Below are 20,905 nucleotides of genomic sequence, written 5' to 3'. Positions count from 1 at the left end.
AATGACGGGACGTTTACAAAATAAAGTAATCGTCATTACAGGTGCTTCTAGTGGAATTGGAGAGCAAGTTGCAATGCAAGTTGCAGAGCTGGGGGCGACTCCAGTATTAATGGCTAGAACAGAAGAAAAATTAAAAGCGTTAGCAGAGAAAATTAAAGAAACTTATAATACGCCTTGCTATTACTATGTATTAGATGTAAGTGAAGAGACGGAAGTACAATCTGTTTTTTCAAAGGTATTACAAGAAGTAGGACGTATTGATATATTAGTAAACAATGCGGGATTTGGTATTTTTAAAACGTTTGAAGAGGCGTCAATGGATGAAGTGAAAGATATGTTCCAAGTAAATGTATTTGGATTAGTAGCTTGTACGAAAGCGGTACTACCTTATATGGTGAAAAGAAACGAAGGGCATATTATTAATATTGCTTCACTTGCTGGGAAAATTGCAACTCCGAAATCGAGTGCGTATGCTGCCACGAAACATGCAGTATTAGGATTTACGAATAGTTTACGCATGGAGTTATCTAGTACAAATCTTTTCGTAACAGCGATTAATCCAGGTCCGATAGATACGAACTTTTTTGAAATAGCTGATCAATCCGGTACATATGTGAAAAATATGGGACGATATATGTTAAAACCAACATATGTTGCAGAGCAAATCGTAAAATCGATGCAAACAAAAAAGCGTGAAGTAAACTTACCGAAGTGGATGGGCATGGGTCCAAAACTTTATGCTCTATTCCCAGGTTTATTTGAGCGTGTTGCAGGCAAATCATTAAGTAAAAAATAGGAGATTTCCATATGGAAATCTCCTATTTTTTTATTTTCCAGTCACATAATCGTAAACGATATCCTCAACTGCCTCGTATACATCAACTTTAGTATTTGAATGAATTATCGTTTGAATATGTTTAATTAGCATTTCCTGATCCTCATTTGACATAGGATTACATTGATATTGTTGAAAACTTTTTATAATCATCTTCTCAATGAATTTCTCATTCATGTTTTTCCCCGCCTGTATGTACGTATGTATTGTTTTATTGTACTTGAAGTGAAATGAAAAAACTACTATACAATATTTATGTATAAAAATTCGGTTGTGTATATTGTTTTTCTAGTAAAATTAAGTTTTTAAAGTTTTTAAAATTTGTAAATATTTAATTGACTCTATAAATATACAATATTATAATCATACTTAATTTAAAGAATTGATATGAGGAGGAGCATATGAAAGTCGCGATTATTGGAGCAACTGGGTATGGAGGTATTGAGTTAATTCGGTTATTAGAGCAACATCCATATTTTTCGATAGCATCTCTTCATTCTTTTTCGCAAGTTGGCGAGTGTATAACAAATGTATATCCGCATTTTCAAAATGTTCTTGTTCATACGTTACAAGAAATTGATGCGGAAGAAATAGTGAAAGAAGCAGAAATTGTATTTTTGGCAACCCCAGCAGGAGTATCAGCAGAGCTAACTCCAAAATTATTAGCAGTAGGTTTAAAAGTAATTGACCTATCTGGAGACTTTCGTATGAAAGATCCTTTCATATATGAACAGTGGTATAAAAGGACAGCTGCAAAAGAAGCAGTTCTTAGTAAAGCTGTATATGGGTTAAGTGAATGGAAAAGGTCCGAGATTCAAAATGCAAATTTAATTGCAAACCCAGGATGCTTTGCTACAGCTGCATTATTAGCGGTATTGCCGTTAGTTCGTAGCGACATAATTGAAGAAGATTCCATTATTATTGATGCGAAATCAGGAGTATCTGGAGCAGGCAAAACGCCAACGACAATGACTCACTTTCCTGAGTTATACGATAACCTGCGTATTTATAAAGTAAATGAGCATCAACATGTTCCTGAGATTGAGCAAATGCTCGCGGAGTGGAATAGGGAAACGAAGCCAATCACGTTTAGTACACATTTAATACCGATATCACGGGGAATTATGGTTACACTTTATGCGAAAGTAAAACGAGAAATGGAAATAGGGAAACTTCAAAAGTTATATGAAGAAACGTATGAACAATCGCCTTTCATTCGAATTCGTACGCAAGGAGAGTTTCCAAGTCCGAAAGAAGTGAGGGGCTCAAATTATTGTGATATGGGGATAGCTTACGATGAAAGAACCGGAAGAGTGACAGTCGTTTCTGTTATAGACAATATGATGAAAGGTGCGGCTGGGCAAGCGATTCAAAATGCAAATATAGTAGCGGGACTAGAAGAAACAACAGGTTTACAGCATATGCCGCTTTATTTATAAGGGGGACATGATGATTAAAGTAGAGTCTATTACAAAATTAGATAATGGTTCAATTGTAACGCCAAAAGGCTTTTCGGCAGTCGGTACTGCAAATGGTTTGAAAAAAGACAAAAAGGATTTAGGTGTAATCATTTGTGAAGTGCCAGCATCATGTGCTGCCGTTTATACAACGAATCAAATACAAGCAGCTCCCCTGCAAGTAACGAAAGACAGTATAACAGCTGAGGGGAAATTGCAGGCAATTATCGTCAATAGTGGAAATGCAAATGCTTGTACAGGAATGAAAGGGTTACAAGATGCTTACGAGATGCGTGCATTAGGAGCGAAACATTTTGGAGTGAAAGAAAATTACGTTGCAGTAGCTTCAACAGGTGTAATTGGTGTCCCTTTACCGATGGATATAATCCGAAAGGGAATTGCAACTCTTATCCCGACGAAGGAAGAAAGTGAAGCTCATTCTTTTTCTGAAGCAATCTTAACGACGGATCTTATAACGAAAGAAACTTGCTATGAAATGATGATTGATGGGAAGAAAGTGACGATTGCTGGTGTTGCGAAAGGTTCAGGGATGATTCATCCAAATATGGCGACGATGCTAAGTTTTATTACGACAGACGCTTATATAGAGCATGACGTATTGCAAACAGCATTATCACAAATAACGAATCATACATTTAATCAAATTACGGTGGATGGAGATACTTCTACGAATGATATGGTCATCGTTATGGCAAGTGGATTATCAGAAACGAAACCAATCAATACGGAACATGCAGATTGGGAAACTTTCGTATTTGCTTTACAAAAGGTATGTGAAGATTTAGCAAAAAAAATTGCACAAGATGGTGAAGGTGCTACGAAGTTAATAGAAGTAAATGTGCTAGGAGCCCGAACGAATGAAGAGGCAAAGAAAATTGCAAAGCAAATAGTCGGTTCGAGTCTTGTGAAAACAGCAATACATGGTGAAGACCCAAATTGGGGCCGAATTATTAGCAGTATGGGACAAAGTGAAGTAGCGATTCATCCAAATACAATTGATATTACTCTTCAATCTATCGCTGTGTTAAAAAATAGTGAACCTCAAATGTTTTCTGAAGAGGAAATGAAAAAGAAATTAAAAGAACATGAAATTATGATTGATGTGCATTTACATTTAGGAGAAGAGAACGGATCAGCTTGGGGCTGTGACTTAAGCTATGAATATGTGAAAATAAACGCTTGTTATCGTACATAAGGAGAGGGAAGATGAGCGATTATATTGTAGTGAAATGTGGCGGTAGTATGTTGGATCAATTAAATGATGTGTTTTTTGATTGTATAAAGAAATTGCAACAGAAGTATAAAGTAGTGATTGTCCATGGTGGCGGCCCAGAAATTGATGCGCAATTAAAAGATTGTAATATCAAAGTAGAAAAAAGAGATGGGTTACGAGTAACACCAAAAGAAGTTATGGATATTGTTCAAATGGTGCTATGCGGAAGTACGAATAAAAAATTTGTAATGAAGTTGCAAAGGCATAATTTACTTGCGGTAGGTTGTTCAGGGTGTGACGGAAAATTACTTCAAGTTCAACCTGTCAGCGAAGAGATAGGATATGTGGGAGAAGTAAGTTATGTCGAAACAGCCTTACTAAAAGGATTGATAAAGTTGAATTATATTCCTGTTATTGCTCCGGTCGGGATACATGATAATGAGATTTATAACATAAATGCGGATACAGCTGCAGCTGGAATTGCGGCCGCATTATCCGCGAAAGAACTCATTTTTATTACAGATGTAGATGGGATATTACATGAAGGGAAATTAGTAAAGAAAACGGATGAATCGGAAATTATTACTTTAATAGAAAAAGGAGTTATTACAGGTGGAATGATTCCGAAAGTACAGGCGGCACTAACGTCATTAAAAATGGGAGTGCAAAAGATAAGTATTGTGAACGGTACAAAAGATTTTACTAAAGTTACGGGCGAGTGTATCGGAACGACGGTAACGAAAGGAGTAAGTATCGTATGATAAGTCATCTTTTTCAAACGTATGGGAGAAGAAATATTGAGCTTGTAAAGGGAAGTGGAACGGAAGTTATTGATGAAAATGGTAAGCAATATTTAGATTTCACATCAGGAATTGGCGTATGTAATTTAGGCCATTGTCATCCTAAGGTTATGAAAGCTGTCCAAGAGCAACTTCATGATATATGGCATATATCTAACCTGTTTACAAACAGCTTACAAGAAGAAGTAGCGTCATTATTAACAGAAAATACAGCGTTAGATTCTGTTTTTTTCTGTAATAGCGGGGCAGAGGCGAATGAAGCTGCTTTGAAGCTAGCTCGTAAGCATACTGGAAAATCTCTCGTCATAACATGTCAGCAGTCTTTTCATGGTAGAACATTCGGAACGATGAGTGCGACGGGGCAAAATAAAGTGAAAGAAGGATTTGGTCCGCTCCTTCCGTCTTTTTTACATACCCCGTTTAACGATATAAAGGCATTAGAGGAAGTAATGAATGAAGAAGTAGCGGCGGTAATGGTAGAAGTTGTTCAAGGAGAGGGAGGAGTCATTCCTGCTGATTTATCTTTTTTGAAAGCAATTGAAACATTATGTAATAAGTTCGGTTCCTTATTTATTATAGACGAAGTACAAACAGGGATTGGAAGAACAGGGACATTATTTGCTTACGAACAAATGGGAATAGATCCTCATATCGTTACTGCCGCTAAGGCGCTTGGAAATGGCATTCCCGTTGGAGCGATGATTGGCCGGAAGGAACTTGGAACATCGTTTACTGCAGGATCACATGGTTCAACGTTTGGTGGGAATTATATTGCAATGGCTGCAGCGAAAGAAGTATTGCAAGTAAGTAAGAAACCATCGTTTTTAAAAGAAGTAAAGGAAAAGAGCGAATACGTATTAGAGAAGTTGCGAGAGGAATTACGACATGTTGAATGTATTCAAAATATACGTGGTAAGGGGCTTATGATTGGGATTGAGTGTAAGCATGAAGTTGCAAGTTGTATAGAACAACTAGAGAAAGAAGGACTTCTCGTATTACAAGCAGGACCTAATGTGATTAGACTATTACCACCACTTATTGTAACGAATGAAGAGTTAGAACAGGCAGTATATATGATAAAAAAAGTAGTTTGTACAAAAAACGTATCAATCATATAAGGGGGAAATTCTATGTCAACTGTACAAGTACCGAAATTAAATACGAAAGATTTTTTAACATTAGAAGAACTGACACAAGAAGAAATCATTTCTTTAATTGAGTTCGCTATCTATTTAAAAAAGAATAAGCAAGAGCCTTTATTACAAGGAAAAATATTAGGGCTTATCTTTGATAAACATTCGACTCGTACTCGCGTATCTTTTGAAGCAGGAATGGTACAGCTCGGAGGACATGGTATGTTTTTAAGTGGGAAAGAGATGCAAATTGGAAGAGGGGAGAGCGTTTCAGATACAGCGAAAGTATTATCTCATTATATTGATGGGATCATGATACGTACATTCTCACATGCCGATGTAGAAGAGCTTGCAAAAGAATCGAGCATACCTGTAATTAATGGTTTAACGGACGATCATCATCCTTGTCAAGCACTGGCGGATCTAATGACAATATATGAAGAAATAAATACATTTAAAGGAATAAAATTGGCTTATGTAGGTGATGGAAATAACGTATGTCATTCATTGTTGCTAGCAAGTGCGAAAGTTGGAATGCATATGACTGTTGCAACGCCTGTAGGATATGAACCAAATGAGGAAATTGTAAAAAAAGCGTTAACGATTGCTGAAGAAACAGGAGCGAAAATTGAAATTTTGCATAACCCTGAACTAGCGGTGAGTGAAGCAGATTTCATTTATACTGACGTTTGGATGAGCATGGGGCAAGAGGGAGAAGAAGAGAAATATACTTTATTTCAACCTTACCAAATCAATAAAGAACTTGTTATGCATGCGAAGCAAACATATCGTTTCTTACACTGTTTACCTGCCCATCGTGAAGAGGAAGTAACAGGAGAAATTATAGATGGACCACAGTCTATCGTCTTTGAGCAAGCGGGTAATCGATTGCATGCGCAAAAAGCATTATTAGTAAGTTTATTTAAAAATGTAGAAGAGCTTTCTTAAATGAAGTGCACCTCAATTGTTAGATACGAATAACAATTGGGGTGTTTTTTATGGTTAAATTCTTTTTAGAAGAGAAAGTAAATACAATAAAAAGATATTACTTTGAGTATATACTGAATGTACTTAATTATATGGGTAGAGGGGGGATATCTATTAGAGAAACAGCTACTAAATTTTTTGTATAACCTTTTGTGCCTAGTTTACTAAGAAGACTCTTTACTTCACATACACATAGGCTTCATTTGCTGTTAAGCAGGCTTTATGTTGTATAAAGATTTTTGGATGTTCTAAAATTTCTGTATTTACATTTTTTTCTTTTTATCTCATAATTTTAATTGGGAGAGGGAGGAAAAAAATGGTTCAAATTAAAGTTACACCTGAAATGCTAGAAGAAGTTGCGAATCGTGCAAGCAATACCCGAATCGCATTAGAATCTATACATAATAATTTATGTAATGAAATAGATCAATTGTGTTTTCAGTGGATTGGTGCCTCTAATCAACAGTTCATTCAAATGTTCAATGATGCGAGACTAAAAGCTTTTACATCTATTCATTCACTTGTAAAAGTAGAAGAAGATTTGAAACGAATTGCTGAAAAATTCCGCAATACAGATAATCAAGATGTTACAATGGAACAAGGAGCGATGTGTGGACCACTATCATCAGAAAAAGAGGATTTTGATGGTGAAAAACTTGCTAGGGATATAGTAGGTGAAATAAGTGGTGAGTATGATATTCGTCGTGCTTGGGATGGGATTGATCCATCTACTGGCGAAAAACTATCTACTTTGGATAGAGTATTTGCTGGAGGAATGGCAGTAGCAGGGATTACACCCTTTGGGAAGATAGCTAAAGTAGGCAAAGGAGTTAAAATGACTGCTAAGGCTACTGAGGCTGTGAATAAAGCTAAAAAAGTACCTGTGGAGAAAGTCAATGGAGTTAAGGGGGCCGGTAAAGCTGGGGGACCTGTAGAGGTCAAAGCACCTCCTGGAGCGACAGATGAACAGATAGCGCAAGTTAAGGCTTATGTTGAGGGATCTAATAAAGCCTTAGAAGCTGGTGCTTTATCACCAACAGGAAGGGTATCAACTAAAGGTAAATTAAGACAAGAAGCTTCACGTGCGGCAAGGCTAGAAGGTAAGCGAGCTGCTGATAATGGAGAAGCATACAAGGGACATGTTGGTCATGTTCCTGATACAACTTGGATGGGGAAACCGGAGCCTCATAGTTGGTTAGACCTTGATCCAAAAGTTAATATGAGCATAGGTGGACAGGCTAATAAATATCCAATTGGTTATAAACCTACAAAATTTAAGTTTGTAGAGGAGGAGTAGATGATGAATAATTGGAAAGATAAGATAGCTACAATGATTTTAGTGAAGCAGGAGCTAATGAAACAAGATGTAGAAAAAATATGGCCACACCATTTTCCAGAGGTGGGAGCAAATGAAAAATCTATTCGCATTATTGAACAAGAATTGGGATATAAGCTTGATTTAATGTATCGAGAATTTCTTCAATATGCCAATGGTTGGGCAGGCTTTTATCAAACGGTGGATTTATTTGGTACGGAGCAATTAAAGGAATCATCTATAATGGATTATGCTCAGGTATTATTAGAAGCTATAGATGATGTTGTTTTAGAAGAAAGCGGTGTTTTAAGACAGGAGTTATTACCAATAGCAGTTTCTGAATTTGATAGGGATTTATTTGTTTTATGTTTACCTAATTCTTCTAGACCAGGAGAGATAATTTGGTTTGCGGGTGAAGAAATAGATAGATTTGAGAATTTTGACGAGTACTTTTTAGCAATGATCGACTATAATAGAGAAGAGATATTAGCTTTAAAGGGGTAGTTTATGCAATCGTGTTTTTTAAGTGTATGTTAATGTGCGGCTATAAAAACATAAATACTAATACGGCTAAAGCAAAATATATTTGAAGTGAACAGAAAAGAAAATGAATATTAATCGTCAAGATATACAAGTTTTAAGGTTACGATAAAATCTAGAGCAATTTAAAAACAATATGAACTGAAAGTACTTGATTGTCGATTAAAGGCAACAAGTGCTTTTTTCGTCTTGATATAAAAATAAATGAAATGGGACAAACATTAGGAGAATAAATAAGAACAAAGCTGCTCAATTTGAACTGCACCGCAATTGTTAGACACGAATAACAATTTGAGGTGCACTTTTTATATTGAAATGTCATATGTATATTTAGTTAACCATTTCGATATCCTTTATAATAAAAGAGAAAGTGAAATTTGTTTTTCAGAGTATGTAAGGGCATACTACATATAAAAATATAGTTAAAGAGATGATGAGAGTGAAAACACCTAAGAAAACATATTCGTTTTTTCAGCGGATGTGGAGAATATTAAAGTTTCAATATTATAAGTTACTTCGATCACCAGAAGGTGCAAAGAAAGTATCATTAGGTTTTGCGATTGGTTTTGGTTTAGAGATGTTGGTCATATATACGGCATCGCTCGTATATATAGTATTTTATCCAATCGTTCGATTAGCGAAGGGATCCTTTCCTGCTGCGGTTATTGGTAATATTATTGGGAAAATATCGTTTTTACCGGTATTTTTATTTCCAGTTGCCTATACGTTAGGAAAAATGATTTATCCATTTCATGTGAAAAAAATACATCATGAACCATTTACGATATCTGACTTGTTCTCAAGCCATATTTTCACAATGTTAAAGAGCTTATTACAGAGTGAAGTGTATGTATTGATTGGTATGACGATAATAGGAGTTGTATTTGGGGTAATTTCATATTTTGTTGTGCATTATTTATATGAAAAGAACCGTAAGTTACGTTTGAAGAATAGAAAGAAACGAGTGAGAGAACCACTCGTGCAAATATAAAGAGTGTCACATTCATTTTCTCCTTTGAATATGTTTAAGAAAAAGGAGGAGAGAATGAATGTATTATTATTACGTACCGCAAGTATATCCATATGTAAATTATTATCCGGTAAATGATATGAGGCAGCAATTTGGAGTGTATCAGCAGCAACAATTTCAGCAAATACCACAAATACCACCACAACAATCTACGCAAGAACAAAAACCATATTTAACGACATGGCCATATTCAAATGTATACTACGGTAATTATTACGAATCATAAAGCTGCTTCTATTTAGAAGCAGCTTTATGCGTTTGTTTTCAAAATTAAATTTTGAATGGTTTGAAGAGAGTGAATGAGTTTTTCACGTTCTTCCTCAGATAATGTTTGGAAATTTTCTTTTAATTTGTCTAAAATGAATTGTTGATACTGATTTACTAACAATTTCCCTTCAGCTGTTAGGGAAATTAAAATGACCCGTCGATCTTTTTCGCTATAATGACGCTCTATTAGTTCTTCTTGAATCAGTTTGTTTAATAGAGGTGTCATGTTAGGCCTTGAAATCGCTAGCCGCTTGCCGATTTCGGAAACTGCTAATGTGCCATTTTCATGCAGAAGTAACAATACTTGTGTATGTGATGGCGGCATATGTCTTTGAGAAGAAAATTCTCCAGGGAGCATAAATTTGCGATAAAAAAGAGGCACTAGCGAAAGAAGATGATCAACAATACGTTCCCACTCGCGTGATTCCATATAAAGGCCCCCTTCCACTCTCATTGTAACAAAAAAGACATGTTATAAAAATAGAATTGTTTCATGATCGCTTTAATATTTGTAGGATAACACTTGCTTTGTAAACGTATTAGCAATAATCGCGTAGCCATTATCATTTGGGTGTACTTGGTCAAAGAGTAAATCTTTTTTATCATTTGATATTAATTTACGAATTGGTAAAACGATAGATGGTTGATTTGCTTTTGAAATGGAATAAACGGATTCATTCCACCCATCTAAAAACATATCTGCATAACTGGCGATGGAGTCATCGAGTTGTAACGGGTTATAGAGCTCTGAGAGAATGAGTAAAGCGTCCGGGTTTTGATCGCGAACTGTCTTTACAATAGTTTTTATATCCGCTTCAAAATGAGCTTTTTCTTTATTTAACATTTTAATACCGTCTATAACACCGACATCACGATTTAAGCGAAATAAATTATTTCCTCCAATATTAATCGTAATGATATTTGCTGCTCTAATCTTTTGCTTTACATCTTCTGATTGAACTTTTTTAGCGAGACGATCTGTTGTAAGACCGTTTATCCCAAGGTTTTCTACGGTAATTGGTTTATGAATTTGTGCTTCTATTTGTCTAGAAGCTAATTCAGCAAATCCCCCTTGTGTCGATCCATATCCTTTGGCGAGTGAATCACCTAGTACGAGATGATAAAAGGAATCGTTTGTTTGCTTATCGATCCAACTTGGAGTAGATGTTTTTTCTGTTTTTTCTTCGGGTTCATTTTGTTTTGTCTCATCGTTCTTTTCAAAATAAGAATAAGAAATGATTAGAAGGAGGAGACAAACAATTGTTAAGATGACTTTTTTCATAAATTCATCCTCCTTGTAATTGGTAATTGTATCATATTCAGCAGTATTAATAATGTAAGGGCATATTATATGTTTATGAAAAGTTTACAATAACTTTACAGAAAATTTGTAGAAGTATGTCAAAAAATATTGACGATATGAAAGTACATTATATATGATAATGTCAGATAAGGTGAATTTTTAATGAGTAGGGCTTTATTTCCTGCTAATTAAAGTTTCAACAATCGGGCGTTTAAGGGGACTACTCATTAGCGCAGGATGAAATGGAAATCTTGTCTCTAATTAAAAGAAAAAAGGTATGTGGTTAGAGACAAATAGAGATTTATTTCATTATTTTGGGTAATTGTATAAGGGGGATTTTTTGTGAAAAAGTCAAAAAAAATGCTAGCTGGAGCAACTCTTGCTATTGGTGTAATAGCACCACAAGTGTTGCCACCAACAGCTCATGCGGATGAGAACAATGGGGAGAGTACGGTTAATTTACGAATTTTAGAAACATCAGATATTCACGTTAACTTAATGAATTACGATTATTATCAAACGAAAACAGATAATAAAGTAGGTCTCGTACAAACTGCAACACTAGTTAATAAAGCACGTGAAGAAGCGAAGAACTCTGTCCTATTTGATGATGGGGATGCATTACAAGGGACACCGCTTGGAGATTATGTAGCGAATAAAATAAATGATCCGAAGAAGCCTGTGGATCCTAGTTATACACATCCGTTATATCGTTTAATGAATTTAATGAAGTATGACGTCATCTCTCTTGGGAATCATGAATTTAACTATGGTTTAGACTATTTAAACAAAGTAATTAGTAAAACAGAGTTCCCGGTTATTAACTCGAACGTCTATAAAGATGATAAAGATAATAACGAAGATAACGATCAAAATTACTTTAAACCATATCATGTTTTTGAAAAAGAAGTAGAAGATGAATCAGGTCAAAAACAAAAAGTGAAAATTGGCGTAATGGGATTTGTTCCACCTCAAGTTATGAACTGGGATAAAGCGAATTTAGAAGGAAAAGTGAAAGCAAAAGATATAGTTGAAACAGCGAAGAAAATGGTGCCAAAAATGCAAGCAGAAGGTGCAGATGTTATCGTTGCACTAGCGCATTCTGGTGTTGATAAGAGTGGATACAACGTTGGCATGGAAAACGCTTCGTATTATTTAACAGAAGTTCCTGGTGTAGATGCAGTATTAATGGGACATTCACATACTGAAGTGAAGGATGTATTTAATGGTGTTCCAGTTGTAATGCCTGGTGTCTTTGGAAGTAACTTAGGTATGATTGATATGCAATTGAAAAAGGTAAACGGAAAATGGGAAGTACAAAAAGAGCAATCAAAGCCGCAACTTCGTCCGATTGCTGATAGTAAAGGGAACCCATTAGTAAAATCTGATGAAAAATTAGTTAATGAGATTAAAGATGATCATCAAGCGACAATTGATTATGTGAATACAGCTGTAGGAAAAACGACAGCGCCAATTAATAGTTATTTCTCATTAGTACAAGATGATCCTTCTGTACAACTTGTAACAAATGCACAAAAATGGTATGTAGAAAAGTTATTTGCTGAAAATGGACAGTACAGCAAATATAAAGAAATTCCAGTTTTATCTGCAGGAGCACCATTTAAAGCAGGTGGCCGAAACGGTGCTACATATTATACGGATATTCCAGCTGGAACGTTAGCAATTAAAAACGTGGCAGATTTATATGTATATCCAAATACGTTATATGCTGTAAAAGTAAATGGGGTACAAGTGAAAGAATGGCTTGAAATGTCTGCAGGTCAGTTTAACCAAATCGATCCAAAGAAAACAGAGGAACAACCATTAGTAAATATAGGCTATCCTACATATAACTTCGATATTTTAGATGGCTTAAAATATGAAATTGATGTAACACAACCAGCGAAATACGATAAAGATGGAAAAGTTGTAAATGCAAATACGAATCGTATTATAAACATGACATATGAAGGTAAGCCAGTAGCTGACAATCAAGAGTTCATCGTCGCTACAAATAACTATCGTGGAAGTAGCCAAACGTTCCCGGGTGTAAGTAAAGGGGAAGTTGTATATCAATCACAAGATGAAACACGTCAAATCATTGTGAAGTATATGCAAGAAACACCAGTTATTGATCCAGCAGCAGATAAAAATTGGACGTTTAAACCGATTGTTGCAGATAAATTAAATACAACATTTGATTCTTCACCAAATGCACAAAAGTATATAAAGAAAGATGGAAAAATATCATATGTTGGACCATCTGAAAATGAATTTGCTAAATATGCAATTGATATAACGAAGAAGAACGATGATGATAAGGAAACTGGTGGAGAGAATCCAACAACACCGCCAACAGGTGAAGGTAATAATGGAGGAAATCCAACAACACCGCCAACAGGTGAAGGAAATAATGGAGGAAATCCAACGACACCGCCAACAGGTGAAGGAAATAATGGAGGGAATCCAACGACACCACCAACAGGTGAAGGTAATAATACAGGATCTGGACAAACTACAACGGATAATCAAAACTTAAAAGAAACAACAACTGTAAGTGAAAATAAAGAAGAGCGTGATTTACCGAAAACAGGTACAAGTGTTGTTTCTACAATTGGAGCAGGCTTGGCGTTTGTTGGAGCAGGATTACTTCTATTATTTAGAAGAAAGAAAGCAAATAGATAGTCGAGAAATAAAAAAGGATTACCAATTTAGGTAATCCTTTTTTATTATGACATTGTAACTGCTTTTTCTTTCTTCCATGAAAGGCCAAATCCAGTAAATCCGACGATAATCGTTAAGACCGGGCAAGCTAAACAGAAAATTGCGTATGGAAGGTAATCGAATGTTGGAACGCTAAGGACGTTTGTTAAGAATACGCCACTGACACCCCATGGTACGAGTGGGTTAATAACTGTACCTGCATCTTCTAATACGCGTGATAAATTACGACGCTCTAAACCAACTTCATCGTATTTATTAGCAAATGCTTGTCCTGTTAAAACGATGGATAAGTACTGCTCACCAAGTAAGAAGTTTACACCAATTGCAGTTGAAGCAGTAGAAATAATTAAGCGCGTGCTATTTTTTACGAAGCTAGAGATGATATTCATTAGTTGCGTGATAATACCCATTCCTTGTAATAATCCTCCCATACAAAGAGCTAGGAAAATAAGCGCAATCGACATCATCATGCTTTGTAGACCACCGCGAGATAGTAAGCTATCAATGTCTTTAATACCAGTTTTAGAAACGTAGCCGTCTTGCATAATTTTCATTAAATCAGCTAAAGAAGTGCTAGGTTTAAAAATAAAGAGAATAATAATTCCTACCACAATTCCTGCAAGCAATGTTGGAACGGCTGGAACTTTTTTAAATGCGAATAAGAACAGTAATAAAATTGGAATAAGTGTAACGATAGAAATCGTTGTGTTTTTTTCTAACGTGCTAATAAAGTTTGTGAAGTCAACGTCTCCACTAGTGCCGCTTCCTAAAATGAAAAATGCGATAAAAGCAATAATGAAAGCTGGAACTGTTGTCCAAAGCATGTTACGAATATGCTCAAATAAATCTACACCCGTAACAGCAGGAGCTAAGTTAGTTGTATCAGATAAAGGAGACATTTTATCTCCAAAGAATGCACCAGAAATAATTGCACCAGCGATTAGAGCCGGATCGTATCCGAGAGCACTACCCATACCCATAAAGGCAAGTCCTACAGTTGCGGCAGTTGTAAAGGCACTACCGATACTTGTTCCAACAATTGCACAAACAACAAAAACAGTTGGAACGAAAATCTTTGGAGATACAAGCTGGAAGCCGTACACCATTAAAGTTGGAATTGTTCCAGCAGCGATCCAAACACTAATTAATACGCCTACAAGTAAGAAAATAAAAATAGATGGAATACCAGCGGAAATACTACTGATCATCCCTTTTTCCATAGTAGACCAAGAGATTTTTTTCATAAATCCAAATGCTAATAAAAGAACGATACCAAATAAAATTGGAATGTGTGGTGAAACTTCTAATTGAATAACACTAAAGCCAATACAGAAAAAGATAAATAATGTTAAAAGAACAGATTCAATTTTTGAAACCATTGTTTTTCCCTCCTAAGTAATCTAAAATAGCTCTTTTTTATATAAAATTCGCCAATATTGTTTATTTCCTTCTAAATTTTAGAATTTTGTGACAAATTACCGGTAATTGTTGATTCTTCAATATGATACGGAAATGATTGGATAAAAAAACGTCCCTGCATATAATTATGCAGGGACGAAGAAATCGCGGTACCACCCTAGCTTGTGAAATGAATGTATCACAAAATAAAGGGTCGTATGATATGCGCTAATAAAATAAAAACGCCCCTGCAATATATGCAGGGACGAAAAATTCGCGGTACCACCCTAAATTGTGAAACAGTTTCGTTTCACCACTCTTTAGATATAACGGTCTATAACCGTCTTTCACTACTCCTTACGTTTCGCAAAAGAAGCTCCAGGGGGTAATTCATAATTCGCTCTGTACTGGTTCGCACCGACCACCAGCTCTCTGAAATCAGAAATCGAAATACTACTAAATCCTATCAATGCCGATTCATATGATGTTAGTTAAATTTTTATCACATTTTTAACTTATATGTCAATAAAAATGTGCAATATTTTTTTAGGGAAATAAAGGTTAAATGTTTTTAATGTTCTAAATTTGTACGTTATAATGAATTTGAAAGGGGAGGAAAGAGTGAAGAAAAAAATAATTCTTTTTACCACCTTACTAGTCATTGGCGGAAGTGCTGGAATTTACACAGCTTTTGCAGCTGAATCAGAGCAGGCGAAGCAAAAGCAAATACAGCAGTCAGAAGTGAAGAAAGTGAAAGAAATGGAAGAGAAGAAGTCGATAGAAAAAGCAGCTGAGAAACTAGGAGTTTCTACTGATGGGAAAACAAAAGAAGAAGTTACGAAAGAAGTAGATAAGGCTAGATTTGAGCAGCGTCATGATTTATTAATTGAGCACGCTAAGCAACTTGGAATTGATACAGAAGGAAAAAAAGATGAAGAGATTATTTTAGAAATCGGAAAGATACAACATGGAAAGTAGAACAACTTATCGTATGATAAGTTGTTCTTTTTTAAGAACTATTTGATTTAAAAATAATTGACAGTCATTTAAATTTAATGTTAACTTTATTTATAAACTAGTTAACATTAGGGGTGACAATTGTGACTGTTAATAGTAATACGACTGAAAAATCGTCTTATACATATGAAGAATTATCGGAGAAAAATAAAGCTTATGTATGGCATCCGTTTACACAAATGAAAGATTATTTAGAAGAAGATCCTGTCATTATTGAACGTGGAGAGGGAAGAAAGCTATACGATGTAAATGGAAATGAATATTGGGACGGTGTTTCATCTATTTGGTTAAATGTTCACGGACATCAAGTACCAGAATTAGATGAAGCAATTCGTGAGCAATTAAATAAAATTGCCCATTCTACTATGCTAGGACTTGCTAACGTTCCATCTATTTTATTAGCAGAAAAAATAATTGAAGTTGTACCAGAAGGTTTGAAGAAAGTATTTTATTCAGACTCTGGTTCTAGTGCCGTTGAAATTGCAATTAAGATGGCCTTTCAATATTGGCAGCATAAAGGAAAACCGAAGAAACAAAGATTTGTTACATTAAAAGAAGCGTATCACGGTGATACAATTGGAGCTGTTTCAGTAGGAGCAATAGACTTGTTTCACCAAGTGTATAGTTCACTTTTATTTGAAGCAATTAAAATGCCTTATCCATATACATATCGTTCTCCTTATGGAAATAATAAGGAGGGAATTGTAAAAAAACATTTAGAAGAAATGGAAGAGTTGCTGAAAGACAAACATGAAGAAATTGCGGCGATTATTGTAGAACCTTTAATGCAAGGTGCTGGCGGTATGATTACAATGCCAAAAGGATACTTAAAAGGGCTACGTAATTTATGTACAAAATATAATGTTTTATTTATTACAGATGAGGTAGCGACTGGATTTGGGCGTACCGGGAAAATGTTTGCATGTGAACATGAAAATGTAACGCCGGACATTTTAACAGCTGGAAAAGGTTTAACGGGCGGATATTTACCAGTTGCAATCACCGTAACGACAGATGAAATTTATAATGCCTTTTTAGGCGACTATGAAGAACAAAAAACGTTTTTCCACGGTCATAGTTATACAGGGAATCCGTTAGGGTGTGCGGTAGCCATTGCGAATCTAGAACTATACGAGAAAACAAATTTAATGGAAGAAGTGGCACGTAAGACAGAATATGTGGCGACGCAATTGGAAGAGCTCTTTGCATATAAACATGTAGGAGATATTCGTCAGTGCGGGTTAATGGTTGGAATTGAACTTGTGAAGAATAAGGAAACGAAAGAAGCGTTTGAATGGACAGAGAGAGTCGGTGTTCAAGTGTGTAAACGCTCAAGAGAGTTGGGCATGATCTTGCGACCGCTCGGTAATACGATTGTATTTATGCCTCCTCTTGCTTCTACAATGGATGAGATTGATGATATGTTACGCATTTTGTATAAAGCAATCTCGGATGTTACGGAGGGAGAATAATGAGTGGTTTTTTTGTAACAGCAACGGATACTGAAGTGGGGAAAACTGTAGTTGCAGGTGCATTAGCAGGTGTATTTAGAGAATTGGGATATAACATAGGGGTATACAAGCCGTTGCAAAGTGGACATGTTGCATCAAATCCAGAGGGAGATGCAGCAAGGTTAAAAGCATTATCAGGTGTACCGACAAAAGAAGATGAAATTTGCCCTTATTCTATTGAAGAGCCACTTGCTCCGAGACTTGCCATGAAAAGAGCTGGAAGAGTAGTACATTTACAAGACATTATGAATCACTATAACGAACGATTGAAAGAGTTTAATAGCCTATTTGTAGAAGGAGCAGGTGGACTGGCTGTTCCGTACACAGAAGATGCTTTAGTAATTGATTTCGCAAAAGAATTACAGCTTCCTCTTATTGTAGTAGCACGTCCTACATTAGGAACAGTAAATCATACCGTTTTAACGATTGCTTATGCAAAGGCACAGGGCTTAACGGTAGCAGGTGTAATTTTATCCGGCTGCAAAGAATGTGAAATGGAAAGAGTACAAGAAAACAAAGAAATGATTGAAGAACTAAGTGGGGTACCGGTTTTAGGTTTATTACCATTCTTTGAAGGTGCGTTTACAAAAGAAGAAGTCTTGGAATCTGCAAAAGAGTATATAATGATTTCAAAATTAGAGGAGTTTATCCGAAATGAATCAAACGTGGCGCACACATCTTCAATCTAAATTGCAACAATTAAATGAGCAAGGGCAGTATCGCAATTTGCATGTAACAGAACGAGCAGAAGAGACATGGCTTATTCGAGATGAAAAAAGGATGCTAAATTTAGCGTCAAATAATTATTTAGGGTTAGCTGGAGATGAGAGGTTAAAAGAAGCTGCTATAGCATGCACAAGAAAATATGGAACTGGGGCGACAGCATCAAGGCTCGTTGTAGGAAATTATTCACTGTATGAAGAGGTTGAGAGAAATATATGCGATTGGAAAGGCACTGAAAAAGCCTTAGTTGTAAATAGTGGATATACGGCAAATGTTGGAGTGATTTCTTCATTAGCCTGTCGTCACGATATTGTGTTTAGTGACAAATTAAATCATGCAAGCATCGTTGATGGAATTATATTAAGCGGAGCAGAGCATAAAAGATATCGTCATAATGATTTAGATCATTTAGAGAAGCTGTTGCAAGTAGCACCGCCAAAAAAGAAGAAATTAATCGTAACGGATACTGTTTTTAGTATGGATGGTGATACTGCATATTTACGAGAGTTAGTGCACATAAAAGAGAAATACGGCGCAATGATTATAGTTGATGAAGCACATGCGAGTGGAATATATGGAATGAATGGAGCAGGATTGTCCCATATAGAAAAAGATGTTGCTCAAAAAATTGATATACAGATGGGGACGTTTAGTAAGGCTTTAGGGTGTTATGGTGCGTATTTGACAGGCGATGCAATTTATATAGAGTATTTACAAAATATGATGAGAAGCTTTATTTTTACTACTGCTTTACCACCAGGAACGTTAGGAGCGGTACAAAAAGCAATTGAAATTGTGAAAGAAGATAATGAAAGAAGAGAGCGACTTATAGAGAATGGAGCCTATTTTAGGACACATTTGCAAGAAGCTGGTTTTGATATTGGAAATAGCTCAACTCATATTGTACCGATTGTAGTCGGTTCAAATGAAACAGCTTTACGGTTTAGTAAAAGGTTGCAAGAGGTAGGTATTGCAGCAATTGCAATTCGTCCACCAACGGTTCCAGTGAATAGTTCACGGGTCCGTTTTGCAGTTACGTCCCAACATACAATAGCTGATTTGAACTGGGCTATTCAGCATATTATACGCATTGGTAAAGAAGAGGGGTTTTTCGTATGAAAGAGCTAAAGATTATTTTTATTCCTGGATGGGGAATGGAAGAAGGTGTTTGGACTTTAGTTCTGCCATATTTTAAAGGATATTCTGTTCAATGTATCAATTGGCGTAATGTGAAAGAACAAAGTGAATTTGCGGGGCGAATAATAGATGTAGCAAAAGATGAAAATGTGATTTTAGTTGGATGGTCACTAGGAGCGTTAGCGGCAGTTCAAGCCCATAAAAAGGTTAAGGCAAAAGGTATCGTACTAATTGGTGGTACGGCCAAGTTTACAAATACGAGCGACTATAAGAGTGGATGGAATGCTTTGCATGTAGAACGGCTGAAAAAGAATGTAGCGAGAAAAAAAGACGATACGCTCAAGCGGTTTTATAAAAATATGTTTACGAAAGATGAGCTGAAAGAGAATAACAGGTTTGAAGATATGATAAAACGATTTAAAGGCGATTCTATTCAGTCTTTGCAATTAGGTTTGGAGTATTTAATAGAAGCAGATATGAGGGAAGAACTGAAAGAAGTTAAAGTACCTATACTACTTATTCATGGAGAGCAGGATGTCATATGCCCATTATCTGCAGCGCGTAGTATGGCTGAGAATGAGGCTGCCACGCTCAAGGTAGTAAGTGAGGCTGGACACGCATTATGTGTAATGAATTTTGAATATTGCGGAAATGAGATAATTCAATTTGTAGAGGGGATACGACATGATCAACAAAACGTTACTACAAAAACGGTTTAACGTGGCAGCTGTATCCTACGATCAATATGCAAATGTACAAAAAAAGATGGCACATTCATTACTTTCTAGATTGAAGCAGCGATATAGTGCAAATTCAACGATACGTATTTTAGAACTTGGATGCGGGACAGGATATGTTACAGAGCAATTATCAAGTTTATTTCCGAAAGCGCATATTACAGCCATTGATTTTGCTGAAAGTATGATTGAGGTTGCGAAAACTAGACAAAATGTGAAAAATGTAATGTTTTACTGTGAGGATATCGAAAGATTACGACTAGAAGAAACGTATGATGTCATTATTTCCAATGCCACATTTCAATGGCTAAATGATTTAAAACAAGTGGTAAGAAATTTATTTCATCATTTGTCTATAGATGGGATATTACTCTTTTCGACGTTTGGACATGAAACATTTCAAGAATTGCATGCTTCGTTCCAGCGGGCGAAAGAAGAAAAAAATATACAAAATGAAACATCGATTGGGCAACGTTTTTATTCGAAAAATCAGTTGCGCCATATATGTGAAATAGAAACAGGGGATGTGCATGTTTCTGAAACATGTTACATAGAGAGATTTACAGAAGTTAGGGAGTTTCTACACTCTATTCGAAAAGTAGGAGCGACTAATAGTAATGAAGAATCCTATTGTCAAAGTCCCTCACTCTTTCGTGCGATGCTTCGCATATACGAAAGAGACTTCACGGAAAATGAAGGGATAATGGCGACGTATCACGCTTTATTTATGCACATAACAAAAGAGGGGAAGAGATGA

21 protein-coding genes and 1 other annotated feature are annotated in these 20,905 nt (G+C 35.8%); of the genes, 17 read left to right on the top strand and 4 right to left on the bottom strand.

All coding sequences use genetic code 11. The annotated features are described in order from the left end of the window. Position 1: 1 nt before the first annotated feature. Positions 2-796 carry an SDR family oxidoreductase gene (locus PDL00_RS11215; protein ID WP_061678100.1) on the top strand — a complete coding sequence of 265 codons (795 nt, stop codon included), beginning with the start codon at positions 2-4 and terminating at the stop codon, positions 794-796. A gap of 30 nt (positions 797-826) precedes the next feature. On the opposite strand, the gene PDL00_RS11210 is transcribed toward PDL00_RS11215, so the two are convergent. Beyond that, positions 827-1,012, bottom strand: coding sequence for a YqzH family protein (locus PDL00_RS11210; protein WP_242255194.1), 186 nt, complete (start codon positions 1,010-1,012; stop codon positions 827-829). A 224-nt stretch (positions 1,013-1,236) separates the two neighbouring features. Here PDL00_RS11210 and argC point away from each other — a divergent pair, with 224 nt between their 5' ends. From argC to PDL00_RS11165, 9 genes are all read left to right on the top strand, one after another. Continuing rightward, on the top strand, positions 1,237-2,274 hold the full coding sequence (gene argC / locus PDL00_RS11205; RefSeq protein ID WP_088064375.1) for an N-acetyl-gamma-glutamyl-phosphate reductase: 1,038 nt from the start codon (positions 1,237-1,239) through the stop codon (positions 2,272-2,274). A 10-nt stretch (positions 2,275-2,284) separates the two neighbouring features. Next, complete coding sequence (argJ, locus tag PDL00_RS11200; protein WP_270729042.1) at positions 2,285-3,508, top strand: bifunctional glutamate N-acetyltransferase/amino-acid acetyltransferase ArgJ; 1,224 nt, start codon at positions 2,285-2,287, stop codon at positions 3,506-3,508. Between the two features lie 11 nt (positions 3,509-3,519). Then, positions 3,520-4,287: an acetylglutamate kinase gene (gene argB, locus PDL00_RS11195; RefSeq protein ID WP_270729040.1), complete on the top strand. Its 768-nt coding sequence runs from the start codon at positions 3,520-3,522 to the stop codon at positions 4,285-4,287. Continuing rightward, positions 4,284-5,444 carry an acetylornithine transaminase gene (locus PDL00_RS11190; RefSeq protein ID WP_270729038.1) on the top strand — a complete coding sequence of 387 codons (1,161 nt, stop codon included), beginning with the start codon at positions 4,284-4,286 and terminating at the stop codon, positions 5,442-5,444. The genes argB and PDL00_RS11190 overlap by 4 nt, the downstream gene beginning before the upstream one ends. A 12-nt stretch (positions 5,445-5,456) precedes the next feature. Further along, positions 5,457-6,407 (top strand): ornithine carbamoyltransferase, encoded by a 951-nt coding sequence (gene argF / locus PDL00_RS11185; RefSeq protein ID WP_088608125.1) that lies wholly within the window; start codon positions 5,457-5,459, stop codon positions 6,405-6,407. Between the two features lie 355 nt (positions 6,408-6,762). Then, on the top strand, positions 6,763-7,743 hold the full coding sequence (locus tag PDL00_RS11180; protein ID WP_097889629.1) for a WXG100 family type VII secretion target: 981 nt from the start codon (positions 6,763-6,765) through the stop codon (positions 7,741-7,743). 3 nt (positions 7,744-7,746) lie between these two features. After that, a complete protein-coding gene (locus PDL00_RS11175; protein ID WP_088064500.1) occupies positions 7,747-8,265 on the top strand; it encodes an SMI1/KNR4 family protein in 519 nt (172 codons plus the stop codon). A gap of 466 nt (positions 8,266-8,731) precedes the next feature. Further along, positions 8,732-9,292 (top strand): DUF2062 domain-containing protein, encoded by a 561-nt coding sequence (locus PDL00_RS11170; protein ID WP_270729033.1) that lies wholly within the window; start codon positions 8,732-8,734, stop codon positions 9,290-9,292. Positions 9,293-9,350: 58 nt separating this feature from the next. Continuing rightward, positions 9,351-9,557: a hypothetical protein gene (locus tag PDL00_RS11165; RefSeq protein WP_088097672.1), complete on the top strand. Its 207-nt coding sequence runs from the start codon at positions 9,351-9,353 to the stop codon at positions 9,555-9,557. Positions 9,558-9,581: 24 nt separating this feature from the next. Here PDL00_RS11165 and PDL00_RS11160 read toward each other — a convergent pair whose 3' ends face one another. Next, complete coding sequence (locus tag PDL00_RS11160) at positions 9,582-10,028, bottom strand: MarR family winged helix-turn-helix transcriptional regulator (RefSeq protein ID WP_000445817.1); 447 nt, start codon at positions 10,026-10,028, stop codon at positions 9,582-9,584. A gap of 72 nt (positions 10,029-10,100) precedes the next feature. Beyond that, a complete protein-coding gene (locus PDL00_RS11155) occupies positions 10,101-10,880 on the bottom strand; it encodes a GDSL-type esterase/lipase family protein (RefSeq protein WP_061678108.1) in 780 nt (259 codons plus the stop codon). Between the two features lie 363 nt (positions 10,881-11,243). Between PDL00_RS11155 and cpdB the strand changes: the two genes are divergently transcribed. Beyond that, complete coding sequence (gene cpdB, locus PDL00_RS11150; RefSeq protein ID WP_270729030.1) at positions 11,244-13,586, top strand: bifunctional 2',3'-cyclic-nucleotide 2'-phosphodiesterase/3'-nucleotidase; 2,343 nt, start codon at positions 11,244-11,246, stop codon at positions 13,584-13,586. A 44-nt stretch (positions 13,587-13,630) separates the two neighbouring features. Here the strand turns inward: cpdB and nhaC are convergent, their stop codons facing one another. Then, the gene (gene nhaC, locus PDL00_RS11145; RefSeq protein ID WP_242253928.1) at positions 13,631-15,004 is read right to left on the bottom strand and encodes a Na+/H+ antiporter NhaC; all 1,374 of its coding nucleotides are present in this window, start codon (positions 15,002-15,004) and stop codon (positions 13,631-13,633) included. Positions 15,005-15,281: 277 nt separating this feature from the next. Next, positions 15,282-15,502 (bottom strand) — a binding site (T-box leader). A 142-nt stretch (positions 15,503-15,644) separates the two neighbouring features. On the opposite strand from nhaC, the gene PDL00_RS11140 reads away from it, so the two are divergent. The 6 genes from PDL00_RS11140 (at position 15,645) to bioC (ending at position 20,905) form a co-directional block, all read left to right on the top strand. After that, positions 15,645-16,001, top strand: coding sequence for a hypothetical protein (locus tag PDL00_RS11140; protein WP_270729028.1), 357 nt, complete (start codon positions 15,645-15,647; stop codon positions 15,999-16,001). A gap of 122 nt (positions 16,002-16,123) precedes the next feature. Beyond that, positions 16,124-17,512: an adenosylmethionine--8-amino-7-oxononanoate transaminase gene (gene bioA, locus PDL00_RS11135; RefSeq protein ID WP_242253924.1), complete on the top strand. Its 1,389-nt coding sequence runs from the start codon at positions 16,124-16,126 to the stop codon at positions 17,510-17,512. Further along, on the top strand, positions 17,512-18,240 hold the full coding sequence (gene bioD / locus PDL00_RS11130; RefSeq protein WP_242253922.1) for an ATP-dependent dethiobiotin synthetase BioD: 729 nt from the start codon (positions 17,512-17,514) through the stop codon (positions 18,238-18,240). Before bioA ends, bioD begins: the two co-directional genes overlap by 1 nt. After that, positions 18,206-19,393 carry an 8-amino-7-oxononanoate synthase gene (bioF, locus tag PDL00_RS11125; protein WP_270729025.1) on the top strand — a complete coding sequence of 396 codons (1,188 nt, stop codon included), beginning with the start codon at positions 18,206-18,208 and terminating at the stop codon, positions 19,391-19,393. Before bioD ends, bioF begins: the two co-directional genes overlap by 35 nt. Beyond that, the gene (locus PDL00_RS11120) at positions 19,390-20,130 is read left to right on the top strand and encodes an alpha/beta fold hydrolase (protein ID WP_270729023.1); all 741 of its coding nucleotides are present in this window, start codon (positions 19,390-19,392) and stop codon (positions 20,128-20,130) included. Before bioF ends, PDL00_RS11120 begins: the two co-directional genes overlap by 4 nt. Further along, positions 20,096-20,905, top strand: a complete 810-nt coding sequence (gene bioC / locus PDL00_RS11115) for a malonyl-ACP O-methyltransferase BioC (protein WP_242253915.1) — start codon at positions 20,096-20,098, stop codon at positions 20,903-20,905. Before PDL00_RS11120 ends, bioC begins: the two co-directional genes overlap by 35 nt.

It is taken from the genome of Bacillus cereus group sp. TH152-1LC (genome assembly GCF_027710505.1).
Lineage (GTDB): Bacteria > Bacillota > Bacilli > Bacillales > Bacillaceae_G > Bacillus_A > Bacillus_A mobilis.
This window is presented reverse-complemented; position numbering and strand designations above follow the sequence as displayed.

What these genes read in the sequence shown, in the direction of transcription:
- PDL00_RS11190 (WP_270729038.1), top strand. Translation starts at nt 4,284, where the DNA reads ATGATAAGTCATCTTTTTCAAACGTATGGGAGAAGAAATATTGAGCTT.
- bioC (WP_242253915.1), top strand. Translation starts at nt 20,096, where the DNA reads ATGATCAACAAAACGTTACTACAAAAACGGTTTAACGTGGCAGCTGTA.
- nhaC (WP_242253928.1), bottom strand. Translation starts at nt 15,004, where the DNA reads ATGGTTTCAAAAATTGAATCTGTTCTTTTAACATTATTTATCTTTTTC.
- argF (WP_088608125.1), top strand. Translation starts at nt 5,457, where the DNA reads ATGTCAACTGTACAAGTACCGAAATTAAATACGAAAGATTTTTTAACA.
- argJ (WP_270729042.1), top strand. Translation starts at nt 2,285, where the DNA reads ATGATTAAAGTAGAGTCTATTACAAAATTAGATAATGGTTCAATTGTA.
- PDL00_RS11120 (WP_270729023.1), top strand. Translation starts at nt 19,390, where the DNA reads ATGAAAGAGCTAAAGATTATTTTTATTCCTGGATGGGGAATGGAAGAA.
- PDL00_RS11210 (WP_242255194.1), bottom strand. Translation starts at nt 1,012, where the DNA reads ATGAATGAGAAATTCATTGAGAAGATGATTATAAAAAGTTTTCAACAA.
- PDL00_RS11180 (WP_097889629.1), top strand. Translation starts at nt 6,763, where the DNA reads ATGGTTCAAATTAAAGTTACACCTGAAATGCTAGAAGAAGTTGCGAAT.
- PDL00_RS11160 (WP_000445817.1), bottom strand. Translation starts at nt 10,028, where the DNA reads ATGGAATCACGCGAGTGGGAACGTATTGTTGATCATCTTCTTTCGCTA.
- PDL00_RS11155 (WP_061678108.1), bottom strand. Translation starts at nt 10,880, where the DNA reads ATGAAAAAAGTCATCTTAACAATTGTTTGTCTCCTCCTTCTAATCATT.
- argB (WP_270729040.1), top strand. Translation starts at nt 3,520, where the DNA reads ATGAGCGATTATATTGTAGTGAAATGTGGCGGTAGTATGTTGGATCAA.
- PDL00_RS11175 (WP_088064500.1), top strand. Translation starts at nt 7,747, where the DNA reads ATGAATAATTGGAAAGATAAGATAGCTACAATGATTTTAGTGAAGCAG.
- PDL00_RS11165 (WP_088097672.1), top strand. Translation starts at nt 9,351, where the DNA reads ATGTATTATTATTACGTACCGCAAGTATATCCATATGTAAATTATTAT.
- PDL00_RS11170 (WP_270729033.1), top strand. Translation starts at nt 8,732, where the DNA reads ATGATGAGAGTGAAAACACCTAAGAAAACATATTCGTTTTTTCAGCGG.
- argC (WP_088064375.1), top strand. Translation starts at nt 1,237, where the DNA reads ATGAAAGTCGCGATTATTGGAGCAACTGGGTATGGAGGTATTGAGTTA.
- PDL00_RS11215 (WP_061678100.1), top strand. Translation starts at nt 2, where the DNA reads ATGACGGGACGTTTACAAAATAAAGTAATCGTCATTACAGGTGCTTCT.
- bioF (WP_270729025.1), top strand. Translation starts at nt 18,206, where the DNA reads ATGAATCAAACGTGGCGCACACATCTTCAATCTAAATTGCAACAATTA.
- bioD (WP_242253922.1), top strand. Translation starts at nt 17,512, where the DNA reads ATGAGTGGTTTTTTTGTAACAGCAACGGATACTGAAGTGGGGAAAACT.